Here is a 15400-nt window from a genome sequence, read left to right as displayed (position 1 = left end):
TTCGCGTCCTGATCAGAAACTCAGCGGCAGCACGAAGCTCGGCGAACCCGTCGGGTACGCGACGATCTCGGCCTTGCCCAGCTCGTCCAACGGGAAGGCCGTGATCTCGTCGTCGGACTGCGCCGCGACGTAACAAACCCCGTCCACCACGGCGAAGTGCCGCGGGTGCGCACCGCACGCCTGGTCCGCGACGGCGGCCAGCGGGGAGCCGGAGAACGACGTGACGCAGTCCGCACCACGGTTCGACAGGTAGACACCCGAGTCCAGGATCTCCAGGTGCGCCACGATGTTCTCGCCCCCAAGCGAACCGTGCGTGGCCGGCGTCGAAGCGACCACCTCGAACGCCCCCGGCGACGTCTCCCGGACCGTCAGCACCTCACTGGACAGCTCACAGGCCACGTAGGCCAGGTCCGAGCCGGGAATCCGCACGAGCTGGCGCGGCCCGCTCCCCGCCGGCAGCTTCGACACCGCCAGCGGCGTCAGCTCCCCGGCGTCGGACAGCGTGTAGCTGTGGATCTCGTCCGTCCCCAGGTCCACGGCGCTCACCACGGACCCGTCGGCGCTCGGCACCGCCATGTGGACGTGCGCGGCCTCCTGGCGCACCTCGTTCGGCCCGGTGCCGCTGTGCTGCACCAGAGCCGTCCGGCCGGTGATCCGGCCTTCGGCCGAGAGCCCGAACACCGCGAGACTGCCCCCGGTGTAGTTGGCGCACAGCAGGAACCGGCCATTCGGCGTCACGGCGAGGTGGCACGGGTGCGCACCGCCACTCGGCACCTCCGAGTCCAGCACGGACAACGCACCGTCCACAAACGACACCGAGGACACGGCACCGGAGTCGGTCTCGTTGGTCGCGTAAAGCACCGGCAACGTCGGGTGCTTGACCAGCCACGACGGCGACCGCAGCTCCAGCGTGGAGTCGAAGACCAGACCGGCGGGGTCCCGGCGGAACGTGGAGATCCCGCCGCCCTTCCCGCCCATCTCGGCGGTGTAGCAGCCGACCAGCACGACGTCCGTCACGAGCCCTCCCTCACCATCGCGGCCACGCGGGCCCGGATGTCCTCGGCGGTCCCGCGCGTGAGCGCCGAACCCATGCCGACCGCCACCGCGCCCGCCGCGAGCCACTCTGGCACGTCCTCGGGGGCGATTCCACCCGTCGGCACGAGCGGCGCCTGCGGCAGCGCCGCGCGCACGTCCTTGACCCACCGCGGGCCCAGCGCCGTGGCCGGGAAGACCTTCACCGCGTCGGCGCCCTCTTCCAGCGCCCGCACGATCTCCGTGACGGAACCGGCGCCCGGGAACGCGGCCGCGCCGTACCGGTGAGCGGTGCGGATCACGGCGGCCTCGACGTTCGGCGACACCAGGAACCGCGCGCCGGCGCGGATCGCGAGCACGGCGGAGGCCTCGTCGAGCACGGTGCCGGCGCCGATCGTGGCGTCGGGGTACGCGGCCGTGAGCTCCTCGATCGCCGCCAGGGCACCGGAATTGGTGAGCGGGACCTCGATCGACCGCAGGCCCGCGTCCACGGCGGCACGAGCGGCGACCACGGCGGACGCGGCATCCGCGGTCCGCACGATGCCCACGACCCCTTGCCGCAGGGCCGCGTGCGTGATCTCCCAGCGGTAGCTCATCGGTGTACCTCCTCGCCGCCACCGAGGGCGGCGCTCGTACGGGCCAGTTCGGCCCGGTCGGGCAGTCCTTCCAGATCCGTCCGCGTGCCGACGACCAGCGCAGCCGACACCGCGCCGGCCAGCAGCGCCTCGGCCGGCGAGCCGCCGTGCAGCCAGGACGACAGGTAGCCGGACGTGAGCGCGTCGCCCGCGCCCACCGGGTCGACGACGTGCGTGACCAGGGTTTCCTGGCTCCACTCGTACTCGGCCGTGACCGCGCGCGCCACCTTGTCGCGCTGCTTCACCACGACCGTGCCGACCCCCTTGGCGATCAGCTCAGCGGACGAGGCGTCGAGCAGTTCCAGCTCGTCCTCGCCCGCGAACACCAGATCCGCCTGGTGCAGCAGCGGTCCCACGGTCTCTCGCCACTGCGCCGGCGACGCGAGCTTGAGCCGCACGTTGGGGTCGAACGCGATCGTCGCCCCCTCCGCGCGCGCCAGCTCGAACAACGCCAGCACGGCGTCGCGCGCGGACAGCGACAGCATCGCCGTGATCCCCGAGACCAGTACGAGCCGCGCGCCACCGAGGCCGGCGGCCCGGACGTAGTCGGCCGACAGCGAGCTCGCCGCCGAACCCGCGCGGTGGTACTGCACGTCGATGCCGCGACCCGGGGTGTCGTCACGCAGCAGCAGCCCCGTGAACCCGGCCGGGTCCACCTCGACGCCCGAGACGTCCACGCCCTCGGCGCGCAGCGCGCTCAGCACGGCCGCGCCGGACGAGTCGTCGCCGACGCGGCTGAGCCAGCGCACGCGGTGGCCGAGCCGCGCGAGGCCGACCGACACGTTCGCTTCGGCCCCGGCCACGGATGCGGTGAAGGTGTGCGCGCGCCGCAGCGCGACGCCGGGTTCCGCGAGCAGCAGCCGCATCGCTTCGCCCAGGGTGAGGACTTCGATGTCGTTCATCGCAGGCAGCATACCGCGTCAAATCTTAATTTAGGATTTATTCTTGACGCGACCTCCGCGACCCCGGCATGCTGCTCGCGGGCCGGACGATCACGGCCCCCTTCGGCGCTGTTTCGACGACGAAAGGTGTCGCCACATGCTCCCGCGCTCCCCACGCAGATCCCGCAGAGCACTCACGATCACGGCGGCGGCCGCGGCCGCCGCCACCGTGCTCGGGCTCGCGACCCCCGCTTCCGCGGCCCCGGCCGCGCTCTTCCCGCAGCAGACCACCGCGGCCGACCAGGGCGCACCGGACTACTACAACTCCGGCCTGGCGCAGACGCCCTACATGGGCTGGAACAACTACTTCGGCATGCCGACCGTGACCGAGGCCGGCGTGAAGGGTGTCGCCGACTACCTCGTCTCCAGCGGACTGGCCAAGGCCGGCTACAAGTACGTCTGGATCGACGGCGGCTGGAACGCCAAGGTCCCGCGTGACGCTCAGGGCAACCTCGTGCCCGACCCCGAGCGTTTCCCGTCCGGCATGTCCGCGCTGGTCAAGTACATCCACGACCGCGGCCTGCTCGCCGGTATCTACACCGACGCGGGCCCGTCCGACGGCAAGAACTGCGCCGCGGGCAGCCAGGGCTACTACGAGCAGGACACGAAGCGCTTCGCCACCTGGAAGTTCGACGCGATCAAGGTCGACTTCCTCTGCGGCATCGCGAACAACCTCGACCCGGCGAAGGCGTACACCGAGTTCAGCGCGGCCCTGCAGAAGGCGGGCCGCAAGATGATCCTGAACATCTGCAACCCGGTGACCGACGACTGGGGCGTGCCGCACACGCCCAGCCAGACCGCCGGCGTCTCCTACACCTTCGGCCCGCTCGTGGCCGATTCCTGGCGCACCAACACCGACGTGGCCTTCGGAACCCCGTACGAGGGGATCTACAAGGACATGCTGCGCAACGCCGACGTCAACGCGGCGCACCCCGAGGCCAACGGTCCCGGCCACTGGAACGACCCCGACTTCCTGATCCCGATGCGCAAGACCGAGCAGGGCACCCTCGAGATGAACGAGGAGGAGTCGACCACCCAGCTCGTGCTGTGGGCGGAAATGGCTTCCCCGCTCATCATCGGCTCGGACCCGCGCACGCTGCCGCAGTCGATGATCGACACGCTGAAGAACCCCGAGATCATCGCCGTCGACCAGGACAAGCTCGGGATCCAGGGCGTCCGGGTGGCGTCGAACGGTTCGACCGACACCTACAGCAAGCGCCTGTCGAAGGACGGCGACCGTGCGGTCGTGCTGCTCAACCGCGGTGACGCGGACACGCAGATGACGCTGAACTTCGCCGACGCCGGCCTCACCGGCAACGTCTCGATCCGCGACCTGCGCGCCCGCGCCGACCGCGGTACGGCGACCGGCACGTACACCGTCACGGTTCCCGCGCACGGCACCGCGTTCCTCAAGCTGCACGGCACGGACCTGGTGCCCGGCACCAGTGTCGCCGGCGGCGCTTCGGCCAGCCCGGCCGTGGTCCGCACTGGCGACAAGACCGTGACGTTCACCCGCGGCCCGCTCGGCGTGCTGGAGACGCAGGGTCTCGGCAAGGGCACCTCGGTCATCGGCGGCCCGTTCCTCGGCCAGCCGGCGGCGAACGCGCACGGCTCGGCCATCGACGTCTACGTCCGTGGTCTGGACAACGCCGTGTGGCAGCTGACCTACGACGGAAAGCGCTGGGGCGCCTGGCACCGGCTCGGCGGGAACCTCACCGACTCGCCGTCCGTGACCGCCGACGGCACGCTCTACACCCGCGGCACCGACGGCAAGGTCTGGACCCGCACGACCGACGGCCGCTGGTCCTCGCTCGGCTCGCCCAACGACGCGCAGATCTACGGCCGCCCCGGCGCCGCGACCTCCACGGCCGGCACCACGGTCGCCGTCCGCACGCCGGACGACGGCGTGTGGGTCCGCACCCGCGGCACCGACGGCACGTGGTCGGACTGGACGTCGATCGGCGGCACCGTCTCCAGCAGCCCGACGCTCGTCGCGCAGGGCGACAAGGTGTCCGTGTTCGCGCTGGCCAGCGACTACACGCTGTGGCAGAACGACCGCAACGGCACCACGTGGGCCGGCTGGTTCAAGCAGCCGAAGTACCCGTCCGGCAGCGTCGTGGGCACCCTCGGCGGTGCGGCTGACGCGAATGGCGTCTGGCTCGGAGTGCGTGGTCCGGACGACCATGTCCGCGTAGACAAGCTCTGAGTACCAGGCTCTGAGCACGAGGAGGATTTGGCGATGTCCACACCAGACAACCCGACGGCCGTGGTGACCGGTGCCGCGTCAGGCATCGGCGCGGCGACGGCCCGGCGCCTGCAGGCCGACGGCTACCGCGTCGTGGGTGTGGACCTCGCCCTCCTCCCCGACGACCTCGCCGGCGTGCGCGGCGACGTGACCGCCGAGTCGACCTGGGCGCAGGTCGTCGCGATGGCGGGCGAGGTCGACGCGCTGGTCAGCAACGCGTATGTACCGACCACCGGTCCGCTGCACGAGATGCCGCGGGAGCAGTGGCAGCACCAGCTCGACGTGAACCTCACCGGTTCCTACCTCGCGGTGAAGGCGTGCCTGCCCTCGCTGCGGGCCCGGCGGGGGTCCGTCGTGCTGGTGTCTTCGGTGCACGCGCGGTTCGGCCTGCCGGGCCACCCGGCGTACGCGGCGAGCAAGGGCGCGCTGGTTTCGCTGGCGCGCCAGCTCGCCGTGGAGTACGCGCCGGACGTGCGCGTGAACTCGGTGCTGCCCGGCCCCGTGCGCACGCAGGCGTGGGACCGGCTCAGTGAGGAAGACATCGAACGCAGTGCGCGGGCCACGCCCGCCGGGCGGCTGGGCGACCCGGGCGAGGTCGCAGCCGTGATCGCGTTCCTGCTTTCACCGGGGGCGTCGTATGTCACGGGTGCCGACCTGACCGTCGACGGCGGCTGGTCGGCCGCCAAGGATTCCGCTTAGACCGCGTCTCTTAGGAAATGGGGGCCAGGTGAAGATCACCGGTATCGAGACGTTCCTCGTCGCACCACGTTGGTTGTTCCTGAAGGTGAACACCGACGACGGCATCTCCGGCTGGGGCGAGCCCGTGGTCGAGGGCCGCGCCGAGACGGTGCGCGCGGCGGTGCACGAGATGGCCGAGCTCGTCGTCGGCCAGGACCCGCTGCGCATCGAGGACCACTGGCAGACGTTGCGCCGCGGCGGGTTCTACCGCGGCGGGCCCGTGCTCTCCAGCGCGCTCGCGGGCTTCGACCACGCGCTGTGGGACATCGCGGGCAAGGTGCACGGGGTGCCGGTGCACGAGCTGCTCGGCGGGCCCGTGCGCGATCGCGTGCGGGTGTATTCGTGGGTGGGCGGTGACCGGCCGGCGGGCATCTTCGACGCCGTCTCCGCGCAGGTCGAGGCCGGTTTCACGGCGGTGAAGATGAACGTGGCGGGACCGCTCGCGCCCATCGCGTCACCCGCCGAAGCCAACGCGGCGCTGGCCCGGGCGCGTGAGGCGCGGGAGGCACTGGGCCCGGAGCGCGATCTCGCCATCGACTTCCACGGCCGCGTCTCGCCCGCGATGGCGAGGCGGCTGGTGAAGATGCTCGAAGAAGTGCAGCCCATGTTCGTCGAGGAGCCGGTGCTGCCGGAGACGCAGGGCGGCGCGCTGGCGTCGGTCGTCTCCGCGTCGACGGTGCCGGTCGCGGTCGGCGAACGGCTGTACTCGCGCTGGGAGTTCAAGCCGGTGCTCGACGCGGGCGTCGCCGTGGTGCAGCCGGACCCGTCGCACGCCGGAGGCATCTCGGAGCTGCGGCGCATCGCCGCGCTGGCCGAGGTCTACGGCGCGAGCATGGCCCCGCACTGCCCGCTCGGCCCGATCTCGCTGGCGGCGTCGATGCAGGTGGCCTTCGCGACGCCGAACTTCCTGATCCAGGAACAAAGTCTCGGCATGCACTACCACCAGGGCACCGAGGCACTGAGCTACCTGACGGACTCCGCGCTGTTCCGCTTCACCGACGGCTACGCGGCGCGGCCGACCGGCCCGGGCCTCGGCATCGAGGTCGACGAGGCAGCCGTGCGCCGCGCCGACGAGGTCGGCCACCACTGGCGTTCACCGGTGTGGCGCCTGGACGACGGAGGGCTCGCCGAATGGTGACCGACGTCGTGTGGCTGGACAACGGCGTGCTGCGCCTCGGCGTCGTCCCGGCGCTGGGCGGGCGGTTGTTGTCGCTGGCGCACGGAGACGCCCAACTGCTGTGGCGCAACCCGGCGTTGCTGGGTCCGGACCTGCGGCCGCTCGGTGGCCACGTCCTGGCGCCGAACTCCGGCCGGATGGGCGACTGGGTCAACTACGGCGGCGACAAGACCTGGCCCGCGCCGCAGGGCTGGGACGGGCCCGGCCAGTGGGCGGGGCCGCCGGACCCCGTGTTGGACTCGGGCCCGTACTCCGTCTCGGGTCTCACCGAGCGGTCGGTCACGCTGACCAGCGGCGTCGAACCCCGCACGGGCCTGCGGTTCACGCGCGAGCTGACGCTGGGCTCCGCCGCTTCGTACACGCTGCGGCTGACCGCCGAAAACGCGTCGCCGGCGCCGGTGCGCTGGGCGCTGTGGAACGTCACCCAGCTCCCCGGCGGCGGAACCGTCACGGCCGGCCTCGCGGGCACGCGCACGCCCGCCGTGGTCGAGCTCGTGGCGGGCACCGGCAACCCGAAGTACACAGTGGACGGTGGCACGCTGGTGGTGCCGCCGCAGGACGTCGTCGGCAAGCTCGGCGTGCCGGACACCGCGGGCTGGGTTTCGTGCACCGTCGGCGAGACGACGCTCACCCTGTCCTTCGACGTCGACCCGGCCGCCGAGTACCCCGACGCGGGTTCGCCGCTGGAGATCTGGCTGGAGCACCCGCTGCCGGAACCCCTCGCCGACCTGGGCGACCTCGACCCGCCTGGCCGCATCGTGGAGCTGGAGGCCCTCGGCCCGCTGACCACGCTCGCTCCCGGTGAGACGACGTCGCTGACCGTGACCGGAACCGTTTCGGACTGACGGCTCAGGCGTTCCAGCCGCCGTCGACGCGCAGGTCGCTGCCGGTGATGTAAGAGGCGGCGGGCCCGGCGAGGAACGTGATCAAGGCGGCGACCTCGTCCGCGGTGGCGTAGCGGCCGAAGGGCAGGTCGCCGAGGACGCGCTGACCGAGCGGGGAGTCGTGCGGGATGCCCATGTCCGTCTCGGCGAAGCCCGACACGACGGTGTTGACGGTGATCCGGCGCGGCGCGAACTCGTGCGCCCACGAGCGCGTGTAGCCGCTCACGGCCGCCTTGGTCGCGCTGTAGTCGGCGAGCCCGGCGGTGTAGGCGCGTTCCCCCGCGATGGAGCCGAGGCTGATGACGCGGCCGCCGTCGGGCATGTGGGCGAGCACGCGTTCGGTCGTGGCGACCAGGCCGAGGACGTTCACCGCCCAGATCCGCTCGCGGTCGGCCTGCGCGATGGTGCCGGCGGTGCCGCCGATGAACATGCCCGCGCTGTTGACCAGGACGTCGATGTGCCCGAACCGCTCGGCCACCGCGTCGACCATGGCGCCGACCTGCGCGACGTCGCCTTGGTCGGCCTGGAAGATCTCGGCCTCGACGCCCAGCGCCCGCACTTCCTCGGCAACGGCTTTCGCCTTGTCGGCCGACTGCGCATAGGCGAGCGCGAGGTCGGCGCCGGCCGCCGCGAGATGCCGGGCCGCCGCGGCACCCAGCCCGCGGCTGGCCCCGGTGACGAGCACGACCTTGCCGCGCAGCTGCTGCTCTGTCATGGCGACTCCTCGTTCGTTAGGGATGATCACGACCGTAGTCGATACCAAGTCCGATGATAGTCGGACTGAGTCTCATATTTTCTGCCCGTTCGTCCTCGGGCGGTCCACGCTTAAGCTGGCGTCGTGACAGCGCCCCACCCGACGCCCAACTCAGCCGCCGGCTCGGTTCGCGAGGCGAAGCGAACGGAGACCCGGGAAACCATCCGCCAAGCCGCTGTGGCGTTGTTCGCTGAACACGGCTTCGATCACGTCACCGTCACCGACATCACCCGAGCCTCCGGCGTCGCCCGGAGCACGTTCTTCCGGTACTTCCCGGACAAGGCCGAAGTCCTGTTCGAGGACGATTCGGCCTCGCACCTGCTCCTGGCGAAGGCCGTGGCGGGCGCGGCACGAGCGTCGGAAGAAGCACTCGGCGACTCCTTCGGCGCGGTGATGCGGGTGGCGCGTGCGGCCATCCTCGTGCTCGCCGATTCCAAGGCGATTCAGGCCGTGCGCTACCCGGTGCGCGAACAGCTGATCGCCGAGACACCTCAGCTGCAGGCGTGCAGCTTGGTCAAGGAGCGCGGGTACACCGATGCGCTGGACGCGGCGCTCGTCGAACAAGGCGCGGCGCCGCTGGTGGCGAGGCAGGCCGCCCACGTCGCGACAGCGTGTTACGACGCCGGCTACACACAGGCCTTCAGCTCGCCCGAAACGCTGCCGGTCGCGGTCGCCGCGGCTTTCGAGCGGCTCTTCGCGTTGTAATTCCCTCGACTCTCGTGCGTGGCGTGTGCCAGGCTCTCCGCCGGCTCGGTGCACGGGGTGCCGAGGCCTTCGCGAGGCCGAACCGGTGGGAGCCGTCTGGATCCCACCGGCCCCGCCCACCTCTGACCTGCACGGGTATCGTGGCCGCGTGACGGACAAGCCCCGGATTCCCAACGTGCTCGCCGCCCGCTACGCGTCGCCCGAGCTGGTGCGGCTGTGGTCGCCCGAGCAGAAGGTGGTGCTGGAGCGGCAGCTGTGGCTCGCCGTGCTCCGCGCGCAGAACGAGCTGGGCGTCGAGGTGCCCGAAGGCGTGCTCGCGGACTACGAGCGCGTGATCGAGGACGTGAACCTCGAATCGATCGCCGAGCGCGAGCGCGTGACGCGCCACGACGTGAAGGCCCGCATCGAGGAGTTCAACGCCCTCGCCGGTCACGAGCACGTGCACAAGGGCATGACTTCACGCGACCTCACGGAGAACGTGGAGCAGCTGCAGCAGCTGCGGTCGCTGGAGCTCATGCGCAGCCGCGTCGCCGCAGTGCTCGCGCGCCTGGCCGCGCTGGCCGTGGAGCACTCCGACCTGGTGATGGCCGGGCGCTCGCACAACGTCGCCGCGCAGGCCACCACGCTGGGCAAGCGGTTCGCGACCGCGGCCGACGAGCTGCTGGTCGCGTTCTCCCGCCTGGACAACCTCATCGAGCGCTACCCGCTGCGGGGCATCAAGGGCCCGGTCGGCACCGCGCAGGACATGCTCGACCTCCTCGGCGACGAGTCCACTTTGGACCTGCTCGAATCCAAGATCGCCGAGCACCTCGGGTTCCGCAACCACTTCGTGAGCGTCGGGCAGGTCTACCCGCGGTCGCTCGACTTCGACGTGCTGTCCACGCTGGTGCAGCTCGCCGCGGCGCCGTCGAGCCTCGCCAAGACGATCCGCCTGATGGCCGGCCACGAGCTCGTCACCGAGGGCTTCAAGCCGGGCCAGGTCGGCTCGTCGGCGATGCCGCACAAGATGAACACGCGCTCGTGCGAGCGGGTAAACGGCCTTGCCGTCGTGCTGCGCGGGCACCTGTCGATGATCGGCGAGCTCGCGGGCGACCAGTGGAACGAGGGTGACGTGTCCGACTCGGTCGTGCGCCGCGTCGCGCTGCCCGACGCGTTCTTCGCGCTCGACGGCCTGCTGGAGACCTTCCTCACGGTGCTGGCCGAGTTCGGCGCCTTCCCGGCCGTGATCGAGCGTGAGCTCGATCGCTACCTGCCGTTCCTCGCCACCACGAAGGTGCTGATGGCGGCCGTGCGCGGCGGCGTCGGGCGGGAGACGGCCCACGAGGCGATCAAGGAAAACGCCGTCGGCATGGCACTGGCCATGCGCGAGCGCGGCGCCGAGAACGACCTGCTCGACCGGCTCGCGGCCGACGACCGGTTGCCGTTGGACCGCGGTGACCTGGACAAGCTCCTCGCCGACCGGATCTCGTTCACGGGCGTGGCACCGGCACAGGTCGAGGAGGTGGCGCAGCGCGTGGAGACCGTGCTGGAGCGCTTCCCGGAAGCGGCGCAGTACGCGCCGGGGCCGATCCTGTAAGCGGAACTGACGGGACCCGTCGGAAAATCCGGCTACTGCGGAGCGAGGCGGCTTCATAGCCTCTGGGCACTGGCGACAGAAGAGAGTCGACGATGCCCCTCGCCCGCCGTGGCCTGGTTCTCCTGCTCACCGCCGTGCTGGCGGCCGCGTGTTCGAGCGGCCCGCCGGCCGCTCCCGTCAAAGCCGTCCCGGCGCCGGCGTGCCGGGTGGTGAAGACCCCGGTCTCGATCCCCGGCGTGGCCGCGCCGGGACAGCTCACCGGCGATCTGTGCACGCCCCCGAACGGCAACGGCACGGTGCTGCTGCTCGTCGCCGGGGGCGGGGAGAACGCCGACTACTGGGACCTGCCCGAGCTGCGCTCGAACAGCCTCGTCCGCGCGGCCCTGGCCAAGGGCTACGCCACCTACGCGCTCGACCGGCTCGGCACCGGCCGCTCGACCGTGCCGGCGTCGAGCAAATCGGTGACCTACGACGCACAAGTGTCCACTGCGGACCAGGTGGCGACGGCGTTGCACAGCGACGCTCAAGTGTTCGGCACGACCTGGCACACCGTCGTGGGCATCGGGCACTCGCTGGGTTCCGGCACGCTGGCCGGCGTCGCGGCCAAGCACGCCGGAGTGCTCGACGCGCTGATCCTCACCGGGTACGGCGCCGCCGTGACCCCGGAAACCCTGCAGCTCGACAAGCTCTACCAGGTTCCGGCGCGGACCGTCGGGACCCGGTGGCAAGGGCTGGACGACGGGTACGTGACGGTGCTGCCGGACAAGGTCGAGCAGATCGGCCTCGTCCACGGCCCGGGCACCGACCCGAAGGCGCTGCCGGTGATCGGGGCCCACCAGGGAATCCTGTCCGACACCGAGCTGGCGTCCCGGCCGCAGGGCGCCGCCGCGGCCGCGCAGGCGGCCCGGATCACGGTGCCGGCCCTGGTCGCCGTCGGCCAGTTCGACCGCCACTACTGCGAGGGCAATCCCGTCGGCGCGCCGCCGGCACCGACTCCGCAGTGCGGTGGCGCGCCCGCGTTCCAGAGCTACGAGAAGAAGCTGCTGCCGAACGCGTGCCTCGCCACACACCTGGTCGCCGGCAGCGGGCACGCGATCCAGGAGGAGCTCGCCGCACCGGAGGCGAACGCGTTGTACCTGTCGTGGCTGCAAACCACCTTCGGCGGCGGCAAAGCGCACTGCGCGGAGACGGGCCCGGTGTCGTGACCTCATTCACGTGCGCACCCGAAGCCGCCGAATCCCGTTCAACGGGAAATCGGGTCGGGCTCGACCCGCGCCCGCGCGACGTTCTGTGACCGCGCGCACGAAGTCCACGGACTGAGACAAAGTTACCCGATCGGGCGAAATCCCTAATCTCGGACGCTGAACCCGGAAGCGCCAGGCCGCACCCCGCGGCCTGGCGCTTTTCACGTCCGTGAGCCAGGAAGAAGTCATGCGCAAGCTCCTCAGCACCCTCGCCGTCGTAGTCGCCTCCCTCATCGGGCTCAGCGCGCTCACTGCCTGCGGCTCGTCGGACGCGTCGGGTCAGCCGCTGCGCGTCGGCACCCTCACGGACGCGCCGCCGAGCATCTACCTCGAAAACGGCCAGTTCACCGGCTACGACAACGAGCTGTTGCGCGACATCGCCAAGCGCGAAGGTTTCCAGGTCGAGTTCGTCGGCACCGAGTTCTCCGGCCTGCTCGCCAAGGTCGCGGGTGGCCAGCTCGACATCGGCAGCTCCACGATCTCCGCCACCACCGCGCGCAAGAAGACTGTCGCGTTCTCCAACGGTTACGACACCAGCTACACCACCGTTGTCAGCAAGAAGGGCGCGAACCTGGCCGACGCCGGCGCGTTCGCGGGCACGCGCCTCGGCGTGGTGCAGGGGTCGGTGCAGGACGAGTTCGCGGGCAAGCTCGCGGGCGCCGAGGTCGTGCGATTCCCCGACTACAACGCGGGTTTCGCGCAGCTGCGCGACGGCGGCCTCGACGGCTGGGTGGTGCCCAAGGACATCGGCCAGAAGTACCTCGACCAGAACCCGGCCGTGCCGCTGGAGTTCGGCTACACCGTGCTGGACAAGGACACCCCCTCGGCCTACGCGGTGGCGAAGTCCAATCCGGACTTGCTGAACAAGCTCAACGACGGCCTCGCGAAGGCCATCGCGGACGGCACCGTCGCCCGCCTGCACGCCCAGTTCTTCAAGCAGGCGCCCGTGGCCCCGGAGCTCGCCGAAGGCGGTCCCGGCCTGCCGGTGAAGAACGCGTGACTGTCCTATCCTGCATCGACGGTTCCGGCCGGGAAGCTGAGGAGTGACATGAAGAAGACATTGGTCACAGCCGTCACGGCGGCGGCCCTGCTCGCCACGCTCACCGCGTGCGGTGGCGGCAGCGGCAGCGATGGCGACACCCTGCGCGTCGGCACGCTGAGCGACTCGCGGCCCAACGCCTACCAGGAGAACGGCCAGTTCACCGGGTTCGACAACGAGCTGCTGAAGGACATCGCGGCCAAGGAGAACCTGAAGGTCGAATTCGTCGCGGTCGACTTCTCCGCGCTGCTGGGTCAGGTCGCCAACGGGACGTTCGACATCGGCAGCGCGGCCATCGCGCAGACCGACGCACGCAAGCAGACCGTGGCGTTCTCCGACCCGTACAACTACCAGTCGCTCGGCATCGAGGCGAAGGAGACGGCCGGGATCACCGACGAGAACTCCTTGGCGGGCAAGCGGATCGGCGTGGTGCAGGGCACCGTCTCCGACACCTGGCTCGCGGCCAACGCGCCCAAGGCCCAGGCCGTGCGCTTCCCCAACGACGCGGCGGCGCTGAGCGCGCTGAAGTCGTCGGCGATCGACGGCGCGGTGTTCGACGCGGCCTCGGCCGAGGACTACTCGGCGAAGAACCCGGGCCTGAAGGTCACCAAGACGATCACCACGACGATCCCGCACGGGTACGCCGTGAAGAAGGGCAACACCGACCTGCTGAACAAGCTCGACGACGGCATCAAGAAGGTCGTCGCCGACGGCACCTGGAAGAAGGTGCACCAGCAGTTCGAGCCGAACGAGCCGGTGCCCACCGACTTCGCCACGGGGCAGTAGTACACAATGGATCAATTTCTCGACACGTTCCTCAACTGGGACTACATCTGGCAGGTCTTCCCCGACCTGCTGAAGACGGGTCTGGTCAACACGCTGATCCTCGCCGGGGTGTCGGCGATCATCGGCACCGTGCTCGGCATGGTGCTGGCCGTGATGGGGCTGTCCAAGAAGGTCTGGCTGCGCTGGCCGGCCCGGGTGTACACCGACATCTTCCGCGGCCTGCCGGCGATCCTGACGATCCTCGTGATCGGCCAGGGGCTCGGCACGCTCGCACGGCCGATCGTCGGCCACAACCCATACCCGCTGGGCATCACCGCGCTGAGCCTGATCGCCGCGGCCTACATCGGTGAGATCTTCCGCGCGGGCATCCAGAGCGTCGAAAAAGGACAGCTGGAGGCCAGCCGCGCGCTGGGCATGACCTACACCAAGGCGATGCTGCTGGTGGTGATCCCGCAGGGTGTGCGCCGCGTGCTGCCCGCACTGGTGAACCAGTTCATCGCGCTCGTGAAGGACTCGACGCTGGTGTACTTCCTCGGGTTCCTCACCTCGCAGCGCGAGCTCTTCCGCATCGGCCAGGACCTGGCGGCCAACACCGGCAACCTCTCGCCGCTGGTGGCGGCCGGGGCGGTGTACCTCGTGATCACCGTGCCGCTCACGCACCTGGTGAACTACATCGACAAGCGCCTGCAGACCGGCCGCAAGGTCCGCACCGACCCCGGCGACGACGGCGGCAGCAGCCTGTCGCTCGTGAACACCGAGAGGGTGAGCCCGTGACCACCACCGCCGTCCGTTCGTCCAGTGTGGAGCTTCGCGACATCCACGTCAGCTTCGGCACGCTCGAAGTCCTGCGGGGCGTGGACCTGAGTGTGGCCAGTGGCCGCACCACGTGCGTCATCGGCCCCTCGGGCTCGGGCAAGTCCACGCTGCTGCGCTGCGTCAACCGCTTGCAGGAACCCGACAGCGGCGACCTGCTGCTCGACGGCACCAGTGTGATCCACTCGAACCCCGACGCGCTGCGCCAGCGCGTCGGCATGGTGTTCCAGCACTTCAACCTGTTCGGCCACCGCAGCGTGCTGGACAACATCGTGCTGCCGCTGCGGAGTGTGAAGCGGCTGTCCAAAGAGGAGGCCACGGCGATCGCGCACGCGCGGCTGGCCGAGGTCGGCCTGGCGGACAAGGCGCCGTACCGGCCGTCGGCGTTGTCGGGTGGGCAGCAGCAGCGCGTGGCCATCGCGCGGGCGCTGGCGATGGACCCCGAGGTGATGCTGTTCGACGAGGCCACCTCCGCGCTGGACCCGGAGCTGGTCAAGGGTGTGCTGAACCTCATGGCTGGCCTGGCTTCGCGGGGCCTCACGTTGATCGTGGTGACACACGAAATGGGCTTCGCGCGCAGCGTCGCCGACGAAGTGGCGTTCATGGACGCGGGCCGGATCGTGGAACAGGGCAGCCCGGACCAGATCTTCGACAACCCGCGTAGCCCACGGTTACAGCAGTTCCTTTCGCAGGTGCTCTGAGTGCTCTCGGCAATTTCCCCGAATTGTTCGCGCGTATCACGAAATTCGGTGACTTGACCGGGGAATTCGGGAGCGTAGTGTCAGGCCCGCACTTCATCGCATTCACGCTCGAGGCGAGAGCGAGGAAGCC

Annotated in this window: 15 protein-coding genes; 11 read left to right on the top strand and 4 right to left on the bottom strand. The window is 70.5% G+C overall.

The window, feature by feature from the left end; translation table 11 throughout:
- Nucleotides 1-12: 12 nt before the first annotated feature.
- From AB0K15_RS42745 to AB0K15_RS42735, 3 genes are read right to left on the bottom strand one after another with little or no spacing between them, the layout of a single operon-like run.
- A complete protein-coding gene (locus tag AB0K15_RS42745) occupies nucleotides 13-1017 on the bottom strand; it encodes a beta-propeller fold lactonase family protein (RefSeq protein WP_364065175.1) in 1005 nt (334 codons plus the stop codon).
- Nucleotides 1014-1628: a bifunctional 4-hydroxy-2-oxoglutarate aldolase/2-dehydro-3-deoxy-phosphogluconate aldolase gene (locus AB0K15_RS42740; RefSeq protein WP_364065172.1), complete on the bottom strand. Its 615-nt coding sequence runs from the start codon at nucleotides 1626-1628 to the stop codon at nucleotides 1014-1016. Before AB0K15_RS42740 ends, AB0K15_RS42745 begins: the two co-directional genes overlap by 4 nt.
- Nucleotides 1625-2569, bottom strand: a complete 945-nt coding sequence (locus AB0K15_RS42735; protein WP_364065169.1) for a sugar kinase — start codon at nucleotides 2567-2569, stop codon at nucleotides 1625-1627. Before AB0K15_RS42735 ends, AB0K15_RS42740 begins: the two co-directional genes overlap by 4 nt.
- A 136-nt stretch (nucleotides 2570-2705) precedes the next feature.
- Between AB0K15_RS42735 and AB0K15_RS42730 the strand changes: the two genes are divergently transcribed.
- From AB0K15_RS42730 to AB0K15_RS42715, 4 genes are read left to right on the top strand one after another with little or no spacing between them, the layout of a single operon-like run.
- Nucleotides 2706-4814: a hypothetical protein gene (locus AB0K15_RS42730; RefSeq protein WP_364065166.1), complete on the top strand. Its 2109-nt coding sequence runs from the start codon at nucleotides 2706-2708 to the stop codon at nucleotides 4812-4814.
- A 33-nt stretch (nucleotides 4815-4847) separates the two neighbouring features.
- Nucleotides 4848-5552: an SDR family oxidoreductase gene (locus AB0K15_RS42725; RefSeq protein WP_364065163.1), complete on the top strand. Its 705-nt coding sequence runs from the start codon at nucleotides 4848-4850 to the stop codon at nucleotides 5550-5552.
- Nucleotides 5553-5580: 28 nt separating this feature from the next.
- The gene (dgoD, locus tag AB0K15_RS42720) at nucleotides 5581-6729 is read left to right on the top strand and encodes a galactonate dehydratase (protein ID WP_364065160.1); all 1149 of its coding nucleotides are present in this window, start codon (nucleotides 5581-5583) and stop codon (nucleotides 6727-6729) included.
- Nucleotides 6723-7613 (top strand): DUF4380 domain-containing protein, encoded by an 891-nt coding sequence (locus AB0K15_RS42715; protein ID WP_364065157.1) that lies wholly within the window; start codon nucleotides 6723-6725, stop codon nucleotides 7611-7613. The genes dgoD and AB0K15_RS42715 overlap by 7 nt, the downstream gene beginning before the upstream one ends.
- Before the next feature lie 4 nt (nucleotides 7614-7617).
- Here the strand turns inward: AB0K15_RS42715 and AB0K15_RS42710 are convergent, their stop codons facing one another.
- On the bottom strand, nucleotides 7618-8367 hold the full coding sequence (locus AB0K15_RS42710) for an SDR family oxidoreductase (protein WP_364065154.1): 750 nt from the start codon (nucleotides 8365-8367) through the stop codon (nucleotides 7618-7620).
- A gap of 123 nt (nucleotides 8368-8490) precedes the next feature.
- Between AB0K15_RS42710 and AB0K15_RS42705 the strand changes: the two genes are divergently transcribed.
- The 7 genes from AB0K15_RS42705 (at nucleotide 8491) to AB0K15_RS42675 (ending at nucleotide 15270) form a co-directional block, all read left to right on the top strand.
- Complete coding sequence (locus AB0K15_RS42705) at nucleotides 8491-9111, top strand: TetR family transcriptional regulator (RefSeq protein WP_364065151.1); 621 nt, start codon at nucleotides 8491-8493, stop codon at nucleotides 9109-9111.
- A 148-nt stretch (nucleotides 9112-9259) separates the two neighbouring features.
- Nucleotides 9260-10687: an adenylosuccinate lyase gene (purB, locus tag AB0K15_RS42700; protein ID WP_364065148.1), complete on the top strand. Its 1428-nt coding sequence runs from the start codon at nucleotides 9260-9262 to the stop codon at nucleotides 10685-10687.
- Between the two features lie 92 nt (nucleotides 10688-10779).
- On the top strand, nucleotides 10780-11892 hold the full coding sequence (locus AB0K15_RS42695; protein WP_364065145.1) for an alpha/beta fold hydrolase: 1113 nt from the start codon (nucleotides 10780-10782) through the stop codon (nucleotides 11890-11892).
- Nucleotides 11893-12118: 226 nt separating this feature from the next.
- On the top strand, nucleotides 12119-12931 hold the full coding sequence (locus AB0K15_RS42690; RefSeq protein ID WP_364065142.1) for a transporter substrate-binding domain-containing protein: 813 nt from the start codon (nucleotides 12119-12121) through the stop codon (nucleotides 12929-12931).
- A 48-nt stretch (nucleotides 12932-12979) separates the two neighbouring features.
- Complete coding sequence (locus AB0K15_RS42685) at nucleotides 12980-13756, top strand: ABC transporter substrate-binding protein (RefSeq protein WP_364065139.1); 777 nt, start codon at nucleotides 12980-12982, stop codon at nucleotides 13754-13756.
- Between the two features lie 6 nt (nucleotides 13757-13762).
- Nucleotides 13763-14530, top strand: coding sequence for an amino acid ABC transporter permease (locus AB0K15_RS42680; protein ID WP_364065136.1), 768 nt, complete (start codon nucleotides 13763-13765; stop codon nucleotides 14528-14530).
- Entirely contained in the window at nucleotides 14527-15270 is a 744-nt protein-coding gene (locus tag AB0K15_RS42675; RefSeq protein ID WP_364065133.1) for an amino acid ABC transporter ATP-binding protein, read from the top strand. The genes AB0K15_RS42680 and AB0K15_RS42675 overlap by 4 nt, the downstream gene beginning before the upstream one ends.
- Nucleotides 15271-15400: the final 130 nt, after the last annotated feature.

It is taken from the genome of Amycolatopsis sp. NPDC049253, from assembly GCF_040678995.1.
Classification (GTDB): domain Bacteria; phylum Actinomycetota; class Actinomycetes; order Mycobacteriales; family Pseudonocardiaceae; genus Amycolatopsis.
The sequence above is the reverse complement of the archived record's forward strand: the minus strand, read 5'-3'. Positions and strand labels throughout refer to the sequence as shown.

Bases quoted from the DNA above. Each gene is read 5' to 3' on its own strand.
- AB0K15_RS42740 (WP_364065172.1), bottom strand. From the start codon at position 1,628: ATGAGCTACCGCTGGGAGATCACGCACGCGGCCCTGCGGCAAGGGGTC.
- AB0K15_RS42735 (WP_364065169.1), bottom strand. From the start codon at position 2,569: ATGAACGACATCGAAGTCCTCACCCTGGGCGAAGCGATGCGGCTGCTG.
- AB0K15_RS42730 (WP_364065166.1), top strand. From the start codon at position 2,706: ATGCTCCCGCGCTCCCCACGCAGATCCCGCAGAGCACTCACGATCACG.
- AB0K15_RS42725 (WP_364065163.1), top strand. From the start codon at position 4,848: ATGTCCACACCAGACAACCCGACGGCCGTGGTGACCGGTGCCGCGTCA.
- AB0K15_RS42715 (WP_364065157.1), top strand. From the start codon at position 6,723: ATGGTGACCGACGTCGTGTGGCTGGACAACGGCGTGCTGCGCCTCGGC.
- AB0K15_RS42710 (WP_364065154.1), bottom strand. From the start codon at position 8,367: ATGACAGAGCAGCAGCTGCGCGGCAAGGTCGTGCTCGTCACCGGGGCC.
- AB0K15_RS42695 (WP_364065145.1), top strand. From the start codon at position 10,780: ATGCCCCTCGCCCGCCGTGGCCTGGTTCTCCTGCTCACCGCCGTGCTG.
- AB0K15_RS42690 (WP_364065142.1), top strand. From the start codon at position 12,119: ATGCGCAAGCTCCTCAGCACCCTCGCCGTCGTAGTCGCCTCCCTCATC.
- AB0K15_RS42685 (WP_364065139.1), top strand. From the start codon at position 12,980: ATGAAGAAGACATTGGTCACAGCCGTCACGGCGGCGGCCCTGCTCGCC.
- AB0K15_RS42680 (WP_364065136.1), top strand. From the start codon at position 13,763: ATGGATCAATTTCTCGACACGTTCCTCAACTGGGACTACATCTGGCAG.